We start from the raw sequence: 16,530 nt of genomic DNA, 5'->3' as shown, positions 1-16,530 counted from the left end.
AACGTTTAAAAAAGCTCGTGTTTTAGAGCGTAATCCTTAAAAAAACTCATGATAAAGTTTTCAACACAAAGAACACTTTAAATATGTTAATAAGAACTGTTACAAGTTAATACTTGTAGTCTTGATATATTGAATAGGATTTTTATCTTTATCTTATTTTAAAACCAATCATTTTTAAGATGTTTCAACAAAATCAAGAAATTTTTAATATTCTTTTAAACTCTGTCTCAGAAGGTGTTGTAATTGTTGACGAGAAACAAAACATCGTAAAAGTGAATAAGGCTGGTGAACAAATGTTCGGTTACGCAGAAAACGAACTAAATAACCAACATCTAAATATTTTAATCCCACAAAACCACCGCGCAAATCATGGTCACCATTTTAAAGGCTTTGTAAAAGACAACAAAAAACGCAGCATGGGTAATGGCCGTGATATTAATGGAGCTAAAAAAGATGGCCGTATTTTTCCTATTGAAGCCAGTTTAAATCCTTTTAGCCTTTTTGGAGGTAATTATATTATGGCTTTAGTCATAGACATTACAGAGCGTAAAAAGCTTGAGCAAGAAAAAAATCATTTAGCAAATATAATTCTCGAGTCTCTAAATGAGGTTTACGTATTTGATGCTAATAGCTTATTGTTTATTAATGTAAACTATGGCGCTCAAAAAAACTTGGGTTATAACATGAGCGAATTAAGTGCAATGACCCCCTTAGACATTAAACCTAATTATACCGAAGCTCAATTTAGAAAAGAAATTGAAGTATTAAAAAAGGGTTCTGTTGAAAAACTTGAATTTGAAACCCTTCACCAACGTAAATCAGGAACAACATATCCTGCAAACGTTCATCTTCAACGTTCTCAATTTGGAAACAAAGATGTCTACGTGGCTATCATCTTAGATATTACAGAACAAAAAAATTATACTCAAACTTTAGAAAAAACAGTTGAGATACGAACTGACGAACTAAAAACAGCCTTAGCTGCAGAAAAAGAACTTAACGATTTAAAAACAAAGTTCCTCTCAATGGTATCTCACGAGTTTAAAACTCCCTTAAGCGGTATTTTAACCTCAACTATTTTGTTGAATAAATATAAACTAACAGAACAACAAGAGAAGAGAGAAAAGCACATAAAAACGATTACAGATAAAGTACAATACCTCAACACTATTTTAAATGATTTTCTTTCTGTTGAAAAATTAGAGAAAGGTAAAATCAATTATAAATTCACAAATTTTAAACTTAGTAAAGTTCTAAATGAGGTTATTTACAATGCTAATATGTTATTAAAAGATGGTCAACATATTAATTATCCCGAAAACATAGATGATCTATCCTTGTATCAAGATGAAAAAATTGTAGAACTTTCTTTGTCTAATCTTATGTATAATGCTATTAAATATTCATCTGAGCATACCATTATAAATATTGAAATTTCACAAGACGAAACCGATACAACATTTAAAGTTATAGATAACGGTATTGGGATTCCTGAAGTCGATCAAAAAAACATCTTTAATCGTTATTTTAGAGCTGAAAATGCCTTATTAATGCAAGGAACCGGAATTGGACTGAATATTGTAAAAGACCATTTAGAAAATTTAAACGGAAGTATTACCTTTGAAAGCACAGAAAATATAGGATCTACTTTTACGATTAAACTTCCTAACAAAGCACAGATATGAAAACAGTATTACTGATAGAAGACGATACGGTATTAAGAGAAAATACAGCTGAATTATTAGAGCTTTCAGACTACAATGTTATAACAGCTGCTAATGGAAAATTAGGAATAGAGATGAGTAATGAGCACTTACCAGATATTATTATCTGTGATATTATGATGCCTATTCTCGATGGTTATGGTGTACTCGAAGAATTATCTAAAAACAGTAACACAAAATTTATCCCTTTTATATTTCTATCAGCCAAAACGGAACGTCAAGATGTAAGAAAAGGAATGGACTTAGGTGCAGACGATTATATTACAAAACCTTTTAGCGAAGATGAAATTATAAGCGCTATTGAAAGTAGAATAGCAAAAGCTGCAATCTTAAAAGAAGAACGTGAGTCTTACCAAAATACTACGGAAGAGAACACCGTTGAAGATGGTACAGACGAACTAAAAACACTTAATGATTTAAAAAACTTCTTTGACGACAACGGAACCGTTTTTAAATACAAAAAAAGCGCAAGCATCTACAAAGAAGGAAAAAACTCCAACTACATCTACCTTATATTAAGTGGAGTGGTAAAATGTTTTAAATATGATGAAGAAGGAAAAGAGTTAACCACAGCACTTCATAAAGAAGATGATATTTTTGGTTACACCTCTTTTACCCAAAATATTCCATATAAAGAAAGCGCAACCTCTATGACGGAAGTTGAAATGGTAGGCGTTTCTAAATCAGAACTCAAAGAAGTATTAGATAAAAATCATAAAATAACATTAGAAATTATTGAATTATTATCCGATGGTATAACGGGTATAAAAGATCAATTACTTCAAATGGCATACAGTTCTGTAAAACGAAAAACCGCTGCTACAATTTTAAGGTTTGCTGAAAAAATAAATGCAAAACCAGAAGATCCTATTAGAATCTCTCGTAATGATCTTGCTAGTGTTGCTGGTATTGCTACAGAAACTTTAATAAGAACCATGTCCGATTTTAAGAAACAAGGAATTATAGAAATGGAAGGCCGAACAATTAAAGTATTAGACCTTCAAAAATTACAAGATATCCATTAATTTTCTAAGTCTATTTTTCATTAGTGACCAATATCATATTTTAATACTGTTCATCCGTATAGATTTGTATATATTAAGAAATCGATACGATGAATATTTTACTACCTACAGACTTTTCTCAAAATTCATGGAATGCAATTTTGTATGCTATCGACTTTTATAAATCTGTAAAATGTAATTTCTACATACTTAACGTATGCATCACAGATAGCTTTATAGGGGGTGATAGTAACACAACCCCAACAGCAGAACAAATCAATGATTTATACACCCAACCTTCAAAACAGAGGTTAGCATCCTTATTAAAAAGAATACACGAAGTAGATAAAGCTAACGATAATCATCATTTTTACACCTTAACAGAGTATGGATTCTTTTTAGAATCTATAAGAAAACATGTTATAGAAAAAAAAATAAATACCCTTGTAATGGGTACAAAAGGAGCTTCTGGTTTAAAAAAATATATTGTAGGCAGCAATACAGGCGATGTTATTACCAAAGTAAAATGCACAACATTAGTTGTACCCGAATGTGCAAAATATAACGAAATCAAAGAAGTGGCATTTCCTTCTGATTTTAATTTGGCATACGATTTAAAAACTTTAGAACCACTAACAAATGTTTTAAAAGCGTCTAAAGCAAACCTAAGTATTGTTCATATTCAAAGAAGAGAAGCTAAACTAAATGCAGAACAGCTTACAAACCTAGATATAATTTCTACTTATTTTGAAGAATACAAACCTAGCTTTCAAAATTTAGAATGTAAAAAAGTAGAAGATGCCATACAGTCTTTTGTTGAGCAAAAATCGATTGATATGATTGCAATGGTTGCAAAAAACTTAAATTATTTTCAAAGTATTTTATTTCACTCTAGAGTTGAAAAAATTAGTTACCATACGGATATTCCATTTCTAGTAATTCATGAATAAATCAATTATTTAACTACTACAGCACTATATAAAATTATCATCTATTTTATTCGAATTCAATAAGTTTCAAAATAAAAAGATTAAAATTTATTTTCTATTTCAGCAGCTTCAAGCATTAAATAATGTAAATCTGTATTCTTTATAAACGGCTTTAACAGATGACTTCCTGGTCCATACATAGCTAATTCAACATAATCAGCAGAATGTTGCATACTTATCCAACCTACTGAATTATGCGGTTTTTGCATTCTAGCCAAGATATTAAAAGGAAGATGCTTTGGGTTATAAAGTCCATCTGCTTTTGGTATATCCTTGTAATAATCTAATAATTGCTTACTCTCTTCGTTTGATAGCGCAATATTATTGGCATAATCTATTCTTTCCTTTATTTGAGATATAGATGTTTCCTTACCAATACCATTTAAAATCCATTCGTTAGTATGCTTATAGTTTTGAATAGAGTCAAAATTATCATTAGCATCAGATCCATAAATAACACCAGGGTTTGCATTACCGTGGTCTGTAGTTATAATAACCAAGGTTTCCCCATCTTGTTCTGCAAAATCCATAGCGACTTTAATAGCCTCATCATGATCAATTTGATCGTGTATTAATCCAACAATATCGTTACCATGAGCAGCCCAATCTACTTTCCCTGCTTCAACCTGTAACACAAAACCTTCTGAATGATCTTTCATGGTTTCAATGGCTTTTTTAGTCATTTCAGCAAGTGTTGGTATGTTTTGAACCAATTCTTTATTATTATCTCTATCAATAGCATACGGAAGAGCATTATCATTAAAAACACCTAAAATAGGCTTGTTTGTTTCTGCTGAAAGCATAGCTTGTTTTGTGCTCACAACCTGATAACCTTTAGACCTAAACTCTTGATACATGTCTTTTTTATCTTTCCTTTTATCTGAAGAAAAATAATCACCACCACCACCCATCATCACATCAAACTTCTGTTCTAAATATTTTTCTGCAATATCTTGTTGTGCATTTCGAGATTTAGAATTCACACAAAAACCAGCAGGCGTTGCATGTGTAATAGGAACCGAAGTGACACAACCAGCCTTTTTTCCAGATGTCTTGAATTTCTGCCAAATAGGAAGATGCGCTTCTCCACTTTTACTAACATTTAAACCGCCATTTTCAATTCTCACTCCACCACCCCAAGATGAACTAGCTGCAGCAGAATCGGTGACAATAGAACTTGCCGATGCCATATCCATAAGCGCTCTACTCACTTTATTCTTTTTATATAAGTCTAACCAATTAGAACCAACACCTGTTTTTCTAGAGAGATACAAATCGGCCATATTTAGCGTACCAGTACTCATACCATCACTTACCACAACAATAATGTTCTTTGCTTTTTTATTTTTATCCGTAACGTCATGGCCAATTTCATTAGCTAAACTATCAAAAGGATGCAATAGTGCTGTCCCTAATGCAAATAGTGACCCATTTTTAAAAAAATTTCTTCTGTTCATTTTAATATGGTATAATAATTAATCTACAAGTTCTCCTTTACTGTCTTCAAGAATAAAAATAAAATGATCTACATCTTTCCTATTTAACACTAATTTACCTGTCATAACCACAACAGCATCTGTTTTAAAGTTTGGTACTTCTTTAAATTGAAGTTCAATTACAGTATCTGGCTCACCTTGACCACAAAAAAAACACGAAGACATTGGTGTTTTAGACAATATATAAACGCCATCTTCTGGTGCTATATTTAAAAAATAACCTGTAATTTCAATTTGCTTCCCTGCCAATGCCTTTACAGAAGGTAAAAAGGTAGGGTACTTATAATATTCTTCATAAATAGGAAAAAATCTATCTTCATAATCAACCTTTGATAAGTCTTCCCAAGTTATTTTTTGTTGACTAAAACCTAAGAAGCAAGATAAAAATACAATTACATATAGAAGGTTATTTTTCATGACTTAAAATTGTTGAAATATTCATTTTTATAATCGGGTATAAAGCTAATGTTGCAGAAAAAATCACCATTAAAAGTACAAGACCTCCCAAGTGTAAGACCTCTTGAAAAGGCAATTCTTGAAGTATATTTCGCTGGCTCTTAGAGGCTATAAAATCAACTACATAATTTAATCCTATTTTAACGAGTAAAAAGCCAAGGGCAAATGCTAAAAAAGCTATAAGTACACCTTCATACAACACCATTTTTATTAACTGGAAATTGCTAGCACCATAAGTTCGTAAAATAGCCAAATCAAAAGCGCGCTCTTTTACCATTTTATACAAGCTGATAAAAATGGTTAAGCACGACATCACTAAAATTAAATAGGCAATCCAAGAAATGGTTTGAAAACCGACACTTGTATATTCATATAATTTATGAAGTTCATACTTGGGTAAAGCAGCAAGCATATTGGTACTTTCGTTAATTTTTATAGGAAAAGTTAAAAGCGCTCTAGGACTTTTGAAGGTAACTAATAATGAAGTGATTTCCTTTTCCTCTTCCGCTGTTTCATAATGATGGTGATGGTGCTCCGTTTGATTTTCATCTACCTCCTCTTCATGATGATGCACATCCCAAACACTTTCTAAATTAGTAACAATTAAGCGATCTATTACTTTTTGTGTCGGTTTTAATATACCAACCACAGTTAATTCATCAGCATGAACATCCACACTATTTTCCACTAAACCATGAGAACTTAAAAAAGTATCTCCTTCTTTAATATTTAATGTTTTTGCAACAGTAGCTCCCAAAACCACTTCCATAGATTTCTCTACATGACGCCCTGTTTCTAATTCGGCTTGATATATTTTTTGAAAATCATTAGTAGTTCCTACAATTCTAAAACCTTTGTAATTGTCACCATAAGAAATAGGCACTACCGACTTAATTCTTGGGTTTTTCCCTATTTTTTTAGCTTCACTATATGAAATATTCCCTGTTGGATTGTCTAAATGTAATACGGATGCTAAAACCAATTGTAACGGACTGCCTTTGGCTCCAATAACTAAATCTATTTTTCCTAAATTAGTTTCTATTTGGTTTTTAAAACTATGTTTTAACTGTTCTATTCCTAAAAGAAGCGTAATACTAAGTGCTAAAATACAAATGCTTAAAAATGTATATAAAGGTTTTGTTTTTATGTTTTGTATACTAATTTTCCAAATATTCATAACGTTATGGTATTTTGAAAATAGGATTTTATTCGATGATCATGAGTAATGACAATTAAACTAGCTTCAGTTTGTGCTGCTTGTTTTATTAATAATTCTATAACTTTTTTACAATTTTTATCATCTAAACTAGAGGTAGGCTCATCAGCTAATATAAGTTGTGGTTGATGTATTACAGCTAATGCTATACCGAGACGCTGTAATTGCCCCTCACTAAGGGCATTTATTTTACTGGTTTTATGCTGTAATAAATCTAATTGAGACAATAAAGCATCAATCTTATTTTGATTGACAGGTTTTTTACTACAATACAAACGTGCTTGTAAATTCTCGAGCACATTTAAAGAGGTAATAGCATGTTTTTTTTGAAAAACAAGTCCTATGTTTTGCCCTCTAAACTGATCTAATTTCCGCTGGTGTAATGTGGTTACATCTTCTTCATTTATAAAAATAATACCAGAAGACGGTTGCAAAACCCCCGCTAAAAGATGCAATAAAGTCGTTTTACCTATACCCGACGCTCCCAAAATGAGCAAGTGTTCTTGCTTCTCTAAACTGATATCAGGAAAACGAAACATCGCATCCTTTTTTTTATATTGAAATGTAAGATTACGCGTTTGTACCATTTTTAAAATTAATCTTCTTTATCTAACTACAGGCCATTGATCCTCTTGAGGGAACCTATTATTTTCCCACAACAGAACCTCTTGATCTGTAAGCAAACAAGATTCAAGTTGTGCCATCACAGCTGCCTTATCTAAATATTGGCCAATAAATACCAATTCTATTTTTCGGTCTCCATACAATACATCCCAATTAGATTCGATATCTGCTTGATTCTCATTAAACGCATTGTAATCTATACGCTCTGAAAAAGGCATAGATGCCCACCAAACTCCAGCAGAATCCGCTTTACAAGATCCACCCGCAGAACTCCATATTAAGGCTTGATTAGATCTTGAAGCCACCCAAAACAATCCTTTACTCCTAATAATATTTTGAGGAAAACCTGAATTTAAATAATTTAAAAAACGTTCTGGATGAAAGGGCTTTCGACGTCTAAAAACAATAGAACTAATACCATATTCCTCAGTTTCGGGAGTATGCTCATTTTCAAGTTCTTTTACCCAACCCGCAGAAGCTTCTGCTTTGTCATAATCAAATAATCCCGTATTTATTATAGCACCTAAAGCTATATTTGATTGATTAGTAAGATGAATTTCTGCTTCTGGATTTAATTTATGAAGAATGCTTTTAAGTTCTTTAAGTTGCTCCTCATTAACTAAATCTATTTTATTAATGATAATCACATTAGCAAACTCAATTTGGTCGGTTAATAGATTTACAATAGTTCTATCATCCCCTTCTATATCTGTAAGTGCTCTAGTGGTTAAATAATCGGCACTAGAAAAATCTTTTAAAAAATTAAAGGCATCCACAACCGTAACCATAGTATCTATATAACTAAACCGACTTAAATCAATTTTACCATCTTCGCTTTCAAAAGAAAAGGTTTGTGCAACAGGAATAGGCTCACTTATACCCGTACTTTCTATGAGCAAATAATCAAATTTATTTTGAGCCGCTAGTTTTTCAACCTCTATCATTAAGTCTTCACGAAGTGTACAACAAATACAGCCGTTAGACATTTCTACAAGCGTCTCCTCGGTTCTAGATAATGTGTTTTCGTTTTCAATGAATTGTGCGTCGATATTCACTTCGCTCATATCATTAACAATTACAGCAACTTTTAAACCTTGTTTGTTATGTAAAATATGATTTAACAATGTGGTTTTTCCTGAACCTAGGAAACCACTTAAAACCGTTACAGGTAATTTTTTCATATAACTAATAATTGATATCTATAAAAATGGACTTATTTGTAATTGCTATAACTTTATCGCCTCCTTATTTAAGTTGTCTCTTGTGCTACAATATTTAAAAACTCTTGTCGAATTGCAGTCTCTGAAAAACGTCCGCCATATTCTAAAGTTGTTGTATAACTGCTTTGGTCTTTTATACCTCTTGAAGACACACAGAGGTGTTTTGCAGTTACCGAAACAATGACATCTTCAGTTTCTAAAGCGTTTTGTAAATCTTGTAAAATCTGAAGCACTAAGCGTTCTTGAACTTGAGGCCGACGAGAATAATAATCGACAAGACGATTAATTTTAGAAAGTCCTACAACTTTATCTTTAGGAATATAACCCACATGTGCATAACCCGTTATAGGTAAAAAATGGTGTTCGCAAGCAGAATTGATAGTGATATGCTGCTCCACTAACATTTTTTTATAATTGTATTTATTTTCAAACGTAGATAACCTAGGTTTGTTTGCAGGGTTTAAACCATAAAACAACTCTTTTACATACATTTTAGCAAAGCGATATGGCGTGCCAGACAAACTATCGTCTGTTAGGTCTAAACCTAATTCTTCCATTATCTTTTTAAAATGATATTGAATATTTTCAATCTTTTCAGCATCCGTTTTTTCAAACGCATCTTTACGTAATGGTGTTTGAATATTTGCTGAAAGATGATGATCTCCTGTAATTATTATATTTTCTTTATCCTTCATTTGTACAACATTTATCAGAGTTACATTGGCAATATTTTCTATTATATAAATGCAATACAATTAACGCTATTGCAGGAATATAAATCCAGTATTCAGGTATAGAAAACCAAGCTATTTTTTCGTTGACAATAATAAAAAACAATAATCCCCAACTTACCCATAATGCAGGTTTTACCCAGCTATTACCTGAGGTTTGTGCAGAACGATAAATGGCAAAAAAAGAAATAATAAGAAAAAAACTATCTATAAATCCCCACCATGTTGGCGTTTTACTACAAGTTGCTACAGAACAACTTTGAACAATAAATAAAAAAGGTGTAGCAACGCAATGAACAAGGCAAAGCGCACTTGCCATAGCACCCAATTCGTCTGATTTTTGTTTTGTAAATATCATAAACACACATTAATGCAACTCAGTTGCAAACTTAAACAAAAAATTTGTTATCGCAACTTAGTTGCATTATATTTGTATTATGGGAGTGATACGAAAAACAAAATCGGTAGAAGCATTACTTAACGAATTTAACCAAGGTCAGGAAGCTATTTCTGCAAAACAATTAATTGAACAACTTGATTCTAAGTTTAATAAAACAACGATTTATCGTGTATTAGACAGACTTGAAGAAGATGGTGTATTGCATTCTTTTTTAGGGAAAGATGGACTAAAATGGTATGCAAAGTGTAATGGTTGTTCTGCATCAAAACATAAAGATGTTCATCCACATTTTCAATGTTTAAAGTGTGGCAAGGTAGATTGTTTATCTATAAACATGCCTATTCCCCATATACCAAACCGAAAAGTAGAAGTTTCTCAGATACTAATACAAGGACTTTGCGAGCAATGTTTTGTTTAGTGGCTTTAAGATTTAGACAAAAAAAAGCTTTGTAAATACTATTTACAAAGCTTTGTACTCAAGGCGGGAATCGAACCCGCACGTCTCGCGACATTGGATTTTGAATCCAACGTGTCTACCAATTCCACCACTTGAGCAAATTATAGGACCGCAAAAGTAAGAAATTAATTCGGGCAACACATCAAAAAATAGTAGGTTTTATAATTTTTTCACGCAAAATAATTTTCTAAATTTGGCAACACATAAAAAACACAACAAACCACAACTAAAACCCTAAAAACAAATGTCTTACGAAACCACAGAAGCCAAAATTTTTACTTGTGCTCAAAGTCAAGACTTAGCTGAACAAATCGCAAAAGCGTATGGAGTTAAACTAGGAAACGTTATTACTTCTACTTATAGTGATGGCGAATTTCAACCTTCTTATGAAGAATCTATACGTGGAACTCGTATTTTTATTATTGGATCTACGCATCCTGGCCCAGAGAATTTAATGGAAATGCTCTTAATGATCGATGCAGCTAAACGTGCTTCTGCAAGACACATTACTGCAGTTATGCCCTATTTTGGTTGGGCTAGACAAGACAGAAAGGACAAACCTAGAGTTCCTATCGCTGCAAAATTAGTCGCTAAAATGTTAGAAGTAGCTGGTGCAACTCGTATAATTACAATGGATTTACACGCTGATCAAATTCAAGGGTTCTTTGAAAAACCTGTAGATCACTTATTTGCTTCTACTGTATTTTTACCTTATTTAAAAAGTTTAAACTTAGATAATCTTACAATAGCTTCACCAGATATGGGTGGATCTAAACGTGCTTATGCATATTCTAAAGCTTTAAAAAGCGATGTTGTAATCTGTTACAAACAACGTGCAAAAGCTAATGTAATTTCTCATATGGAACTTATTGGAGATGTAACAGGAAAAAATGTTATCCTTGTTGATGATATGGTAGATACCGCAGGAACACTTACAAAAGCAGCAGATTTAATGATGGAACGTGGCGCTCTAAGTGTAAGAGCAATTTGTACACACCCTATTTTATCTGGAGATGCTTATACAAAACTTGAAAATTCTAAACTTGAAGAATTAATTGTAACTAATTCTATTCCTTTAAAACAAGAAAGTAAAAAATTAAGAGTTTTAAGTTGTGCCAATTTATTTGCAGAAGTGATGAACAACGTACACCACAACCAATCTATCAGCAACAAATTTGTAATGTAATTGACTCCTTTATTAATGTTTATATTATTCTACTTTTAAGTATTCTATCTCCTTAAACCATAGACAAATAAGACATTAGTAAAAAAACAGACAACTAACACTAGTATTCTCATATAAAATATCTAAATTTGCACCCCTCAAAATGAGGTAATTAAAATTTAACAAACAAACATTTCAAAAATGAAATCAATTACAATTAACGGATCTCAAAGAGAAAGCGTAGGAAAAAAAGCTTCTAAAGCCTTACGTAATGCTGGTCAGGTTCCTTGCGTTATATACGGAGGAGACAAGCCTTTACATTTCTCAGCACCAGAACTGGCATTCTCAAAACTTGTATATACAGCTAGCGCGCATACAGTTGTGATTAATCTAGATAATGGCGATACTATCAACGCCATGATGCAAGAAATTCAATTTCACCCAGTAACAGATAAAATCTTACACATCGATTTCTATCAAATTTTCGAAGATAAGCCTATTTCAATGTTGATTCCTGTACATACTGTAGGATCTTCTAAAGGTGTTTTAAATGGTGGAGTTTTAAGAGTGCCTTTACGTAAACTTAGAGTAAAAGCAATTCCATCTAAACTTCCAGATTTTATTGAAGTAGATATTACACCATTAAAAGTTGGTAGTAAACTTTACATTACTTCACTTGAAAATGAAGACTACACATTTATGCACCCAGATAACACTGTTATTTGCCAAGTAAGACGTAGTAGATTAGCAGTTGTAGACACTGATGATGATGATGAAGAAGAAGGTGCAGATGATGCAGCAGAAGCTACTCAAGAATAAATAATACTATAATTATAGTTTATATTAAAAAGACTGCCAAATGGCAGTCTTTTTTTTGTGCTATATTTCTATTAAATTAAAACCAAAATCCAAGGTTAAAAAACCAATTACTCTCACCTGTCTCTGGAGAATAGCTGTACTTACCTTCTAATGGGCCTAAAAAAGTTTCTAAAGAGTAACCAACAGCATAACCACTATAATTAAGCAAAGAAAGAAATTCTCCACTCTCAAAAATACCATCATCTATATTTGCATAGTTTGCTGCCAATATAATATGGTGCTTTTTAAAAACCTCATAGCCTAGCGTAAACGTTGTCTTTATAAAACTATCACCACTTAAACTTAAATAATCATACCCGTAAAACGAGTAAAAATTATTTATAAAATTAAAGCCATAACCACCTAACCCAAACCCTAGTAAATTTGAAGAAGCACCACCAATTTTAAAACCACCATTAGCCTCCGTTTTTAAGGACAATTTATCATTAAAACTAAATACATAACCAAGGTCTGCTTTAGCTATTGAGAAATCTAAAAAATTGGTATTAAAACCTGATGCGTCTAAATATAAATGAAAGTTTCCATTAAAATAAAACCCACTGTTCGGGAAGTAGAAATTATCATAATTATCAAATTTCAGTTCTCCAAAGACACTAAAATAATCTGTATTTTCAAAAACAATCTCCTCTCCTTCATCCTCATTAAATATAGTCTCTGAGGTTATTTTAAGTCGCTTATGTTCAGCTCCTACTTTTAAAGAAAAATCTTTTCTAAATATAGTTTGCAAATACACTTGATTGGTAAAATCTGATAACTCTACATCAATTTTATTTAAACCGGTAAGTATAGGAGAATTTTCATCTAAAATTAAACTAGAAGTAACACTTTTATTAAACTGATTATAGCGAGACTTAACCCCTAAACTAATATAATACCCTTTATCAATAAAATAATCAAAATTATACCTCGAGTGATCTCCTAAAATAACATCTAATGAAGCAATATCATTATTAAAAAACAACTTCTTTTTAGTAAGGTTAGCAAGAAGTGCACTTTTATAAAGTCCATCATAATGAATACCTAAACGCAGAAACATAGAAGCCTCAGACTCTATTGCTTGACCTACAAGATTATATTCATATTTATCTTCTGTTGGATTTAAACGAAACCTAAAGGCATCAAAATTATTTGTAGCAATAAGGTTATTTATACCTTGTCTAAAATCTGAATAACTTATTTTCTCTTCCCCTTTAAACTTTAATTTACCTAAGATATAAGATCGGGTATATCGCTTATTTCCATCTATATTTACACCCTTAATCTTAAGACTATCTATAACTTCTAGCTTCGTACGCTCTTTATAGTTTGGCTGTATACTTTTTAACTCATGAAGTTTAGCTAATTGTGTTTTTGCGGCTATTTCTCCATGTGTAATTATATCTTTTCCTTCATCAAAAGAAATTACAGAAAAGTTAGAAATGTCTGGTTTAATATAGATATCTACTAATTCCGCTTTAGTTTTCATAGCATCTATAGTGCGAAAATTATTAATCTGGAGTAAGATATCTAAAGCAGATTTCAAAGATTCTCGATCATTTAATGGATCTTGAACATCAACACCAATAATAACATCCATACCCTTAGCTCTAAGTTCTTCTACCGGAAAATTATTAGTTACACCTCCATCAATTAAAACATCTTCACCTATAACAACAGGTTGAAACAAAGAAGGTAAAGCACCACTTGCCGTTACAGCTTCTGCCAACTTTCCTTTATCCATAATAAGAGATTCTCCAGTTTCCATATTTGTTGCAACACAGAAAAAAGGGATAGGAAGTTGACTAAAATCACTAATATCATCAACAGGAAGCATTAATTGATATAATAGATTATAAACGTTTTGCCCTCGAGATAATGCCGATGGTAAGGTAATTTTGAATTTATCAAAAGGTAAGCTAGCTACATATTTTTGAGCATTTTCTCGTTCATAAAATGATTTAGAAGCTCTTGAAAAATTATCATTGATTAAAGCCTCAAAGTCTTGAGATTCAAAAATTTCTTCGAGTTGTTTTCCTGAATAACCTGACGCATATAAAGAACCTATAATAGCTCCCATACTTGTGCCGGCAACATAATCTATTTTTATTTTTAAACTGTCTATAACCTTTAAAACACCAATATGAGCAAACCCTTTTGCTCCACCTCCACTTAAAACTAAACCAACTTTAGGCTCTGATTGTGTTGTGCTATTTTGTGCTCTTAATGAAAAAAGGGAAATGAGAAATAATAACGTTATGAGGTGTTTTTTTTTCATTCTATTTTATCTAAACCCTAAAAAACCTAAGTGATATATCTTTAAAATTAGGCTTCTTCTTTATGATAATAATTATATACTTTGTTTGCTCTAGACACTCCAACAACAGCTTCGAGTTCGTCTAATTTAGCGTTAGCAATTCGTTTTACAGTTTTAAATTGCTTCATTAAATCAACAATTGTCTGCTCACCAACACCAGAAATATTTTCTAACTCTGTAGTTAAAGCGCCTTTACTTCTTCTATTTCTATGGTGCTCTATCCCAAAACGATGGGCTTCATTCCTTAAAAACTGAATCACTTTTAATGTTTCACTTTTCTTATCTAAATATAAAGGAATAGGATCATCTGGATAAAACAATTCTTCTAACCTTTTAGCAATACCAATAATGGCAATGGTATTACGCAAACCTAAAGCGTCTAAACTTTTTAAAGCTGATGATAATTGCCCTTTTCCACCATCAATAATAATAAGCTGTGGCAATGGTTCATCTTCATCTAACAAACGCTTGTAACGCCTGTAAACAACCTCCTCCATAGACGCAAAATCATCAGGACCCACAACTGTTTTAATATTAAAATGACGGTAATCCTTTTTACTCGGTTTTCCGTTTTTAAAAACTACACAAGCAGCAACTGGGTTTGTCCCTTGAATGTTAGAGTTATCAAAACATTCAATATGCCTTGGTTCTTCAGGCAAAAGCAAATCAGCCTTCATTTGTGCCATAATTCTGTTAGCATGCCGGTCTGGATCCACAATTTTTATCTGCTTCATCTTATCCATTCGGTAATACTTCGCATTTCTAACGGATAAATCTAAGATACTTTTTTTATCTCCAAGTTTCGGGATTGTTATTTTTACATCACCACCTAAATCAACCTTAAAAGGCACATAAATTTCTTTTGAATTAGAATTAAAACGCTGTCTAATTTCAGTTATAGCCAAGGTTAACAAATGCTCATCCGTTTCTTGTAATTTCTTTTTTAATTCTAAAGTGTGCGATCTAATAATAGAACCATAACTCAGTTGTAAAAAGTTAACATAAGCATAACCTTCATCACTAATAATAGAAAACACATCGACATTACTAATCTTAGGATTTACAATGGTAGACTTGGCTTGGTAGTTTTCTAAAACCTCAAGTTTTTCTTTAATTTTATGTGCATCTTCAAATTGCATGGCTTCTGCATGCTGACGCATCTGAATTCTAAATTGTTGTAAAGAGTCTTTAAAATTCCCTTTCAAAATTTCTCTTATAGCAATAATATTTGCTTGATATTCCTCTTCGGTTTCATAACCTTCACAAGCCCCTAAACAATTTCCTAAATGGTATTCTAAACAAACTTTATATTTTCCTGAATTAATTTTAGATTCAGATAAATCATAATTACAAGTTCTTAATTGATACAAACCTTTTATTAAACCCAATAGTGTTTTTACAGTTTTCATACTTGTGTAAGGTCCAAAATATTCTGAACCATCTTTTATAACACGACGTGTTGGGAACACGCGAGGAAAACGCTCTTTTTTAACACAAATCCAAGGATACGATTTATCATCCTTTAAAAGCACATTATATTTAGGCTTATATTTTTTTATCAGGTTATTTTCAAGCAGTAATGCATCGTTTTCAGTTTCTACAACAATGTGTTTTACCGAAACAATATTTTTAACTAAAACACGGGTTTTACCATAATCGTGATGCTTATTAAAATAACTGCTTACTCGTTTTTTTATATCTTTAGCCTTTCCAACGTAGATTAAACGCTCGTCTGCATCAAAATATTGATAGACACCAGGCTGGTGTGGAAGGGTTTTTATTTGTATGTCTAATGGAGATTCTGGCATTTAACCAAAGGTAATAATAACTATGTATATTTAATACACTTTATGATTACCTTGCGCCTCATTTTTAT

General features: G+C 31.8%; 15 protein-coding genes and 1 tRNA gene. 6 read left to right on the top strand and 10 right to left on the bottom strand.

Features of this window, described 5'->3' with window-relative positions; genetic code table 11:
• Window positions 1-179: 179 nt before the first annotated feature.
• From HSX10_RS10935 to HSX10_RS10925, 3 genes are all read left to right on the top strand, one after another.
• Window positions 180-1,685 (top strand): sensor histidine kinase, encoded by a 1,506-nt coding sequence (locus HSX10_RS10935; RefSeq protein ID WP_173588264.1) that lies wholly within the window; start codon window positions 180-182, stop codon window positions 1,683-1,685.
• On the top strand, window positions 1,682-2,749 hold the full coding sequence (locus HSX10_RS10930) for a response regulator (RefSeq protein WP_173588263.1): 1,068 nt from the start codon (window positions 1,682-1,684) through the stop codon (window positions 2,747-2,749). Before HSX10_RS10935 ends, HSX10_RS10930 begins: the two co-directional genes overlap by 4 nt.
• An 89-nt stretch (window positions 2,750-2,838) precedes the next feature.
• Window positions 2,839-3,678, top strand: a complete 840-nt coding sequence (locus tag HSX10_RS10925) for a universal stress protein (protein WP_173588262.1) — start codon at window positions 2,839-2,841, stop codon at window positions 3,676-3,678.
• Between the two features lie 80 nt (window positions 3,679-3,758).
• Here the strand turns inward: HSX10_RS10925 and HSX10_RS10920 are convergent, their stop codons facing one another.
• The 7 genes from HSX10_RS10920 to HSX10_RS10890 form a co-directional block, all read right to left on the bottom strand.
• Window positions 3,759-5,174, bottom strand: coding sequence for an alkaline phosphatase (locus HSX10_RS10920; RefSeq protein WP_173588261.1), 1,416 nt, complete (start codon window positions 5,172-5,174; stop codon window positions 3,759-3,761).
• An 18-nt stretch (window positions 5,175-5,192) separates the two neighbouring features.
• Window positions 5,193-5,630: a hypothetical protein gene (locus HSX10_RS10915; RefSeq protein WP_173588260.1), complete on the bottom strand. Its 438-nt coding sequence runs from the start codon at window positions 5,628-5,630 to the stop codon at window positions 5,193-5,195.
• A complete protein-coding gene (locus HSX10_RS10910; protein WP_173588259.1) occupies window positions 5,620-6,846 on the bottom strand; it encodes an ABC transporter permease in 1,227 nt (408 codons plus the stop codon). Before HSX10_RS10910 ends, HSX10_RS10915 begins: the two co-directional genes overlap by 11 nt.
• A complete protein-coding gene (locus HSX10_RS10905; protein WP_173588258.1) occupies window positions 6,843-7,472 on the bottom strand; it encodes an ABC transporter ATP-binding protein in 630 nt (209 codons plus the stop codon). Before HSX10_RS10905 ends, HSX10_RS10910 begins: the two co-directional genes overlap by 4 nt.
• Before the next feature lie 18 nt (window positions 7,473-7,490).
• Complete coding sequence (locus tag HSX10_RS10900) at window positions 7,491-8,690, bottom strand: GTP-binding protein (RefSeq protein WP_173588257.1); 1,200 nt, start codon at window positions 8,688-8,690, stop codon at window positions 7,491-7,493.
• Between the two features lie 68 nt (window positions 8,691-8,758).
• Entirely contained in the window at window positions 8,759-9,424 is a 666-nt protein-coding gene (gene folE, locus HSX10_RS10895; protein ID WP_173588256.1) for a GTP cyclohydrolase I FolE, read from the bottom strand.
• Window positions 9,414-9,818, bottom strand: a complete 405-nt coding sequence (locus HSX10_RS10890) for a MerC domain-containing protein (RefSeq protein WP_173588255.1) — start codon at window positions 9,816-9,818, stop codon at window positions 9,414-9,416. Before HSX10_RS10890 ends, folE begins: the two co-directional genes overlap by 11 nt.
• Window positions 9,819-9,897: 79 nt before the next feature.
• On the opposite strand from HSX10_RS10890, the gene HSX10_RS10885 reads away from it, so the two are divergent.
• A complete protein-coding gene (locus HSX10_RS10885; protein ID WP_173588254.1) occupies window positions 9,898-10,278 on the top strand; it encodes a Fur family transcriptional regulator in 381 nt (126 codons plus the stop codon).
• A gap of 55 nt (window positions 10,279-10,333) precedes the next feature.
• Here the strand turns inward: HSX10_RS10885 and HSX10_RS10880 are convergent.
• A tRNA-Leu gene (locus tag HSX10_RS10880) sits at window positions 10,334-10,415 on the bottom strand.
• 146 nt (window positions 10,416-10,561) lie between these two features.
• Here HSX10_RS10880 and HSX10_RS10875 point away from each other — a divergent pair.
• Window positions 10,562-11,503 (top strand): ribose-phosphate pyrophosphokinase, encoded by a 942-nt coding sequence (locus tag HSX10_RS10875; protein ID WP_173588253.1) that lies wholly within the window; start codon window positions 10,562-10,564, stop codon window positions 11,501-11,503.
• A 180-nt stretch (window positions 11,504-11,683) separates the two neighbouring features.
• The gene (locus HSX10_RS10870) at window positions 11,684-12,301 is read left to right on the top strand and encodes a 50S ribosomal protein L25/general stress protein Ctc (protein ID WP_173588252.1); all 618 of its coding nucleotides are present in this window, start codon (window positions 11,684-11,686) and stop codon (window positions 12,299-12,301) included.
• Window positions 12,302-12,377: 76 nt separating this feature from the next.
• Here HSX10_RS10870 and HSX10_RS10865 read toward each other — a convergent pair whose 3' ends face one another.
• Window positions 12,378-14,615 carry a patatin-like phospholipase family protein gene (locus tag HSX10_RS10865; protein ID WP_173588251.1) on the bottom strand — a complete coding sequence of 746 codons (2,238 nt, stop codon included), beginning with the start codon at window positions 14,613-14,615 and terminating at the stop codon, window positions 12,378-12,380.
• Window positions 14,616-14,662: 47 nt separating this feature from the next.
• The gene (gene uvrC / locus HSX10_RS10860) at window positions 14,663-16,462 is read right to left on the bottom strand and encodes an excinuclease ABC subunit UvrC (protein ID WP_173588250.1); all 1,800 of its coding nucleotides are present in this window, start codon (window positions 16,460-16,462) and stop codon (window positions 14,663-14,665) included.
• Window positions 16,463-16,530: the final 68 nt, after the last annotated feature.

It is taken from the genome of Winogradskyella undariae (assembly GCF_013285155.1).
Classification (GTDB): Bacteria; Bacteroidota; Bacteroidia; order Flavobacteriales; family Flavobacteriaceae; genus Winogradskyella; species Winogradskyella undariae.
This window is presented reverse-complemented; position numbering and strand designations above follow the sequence as displayed.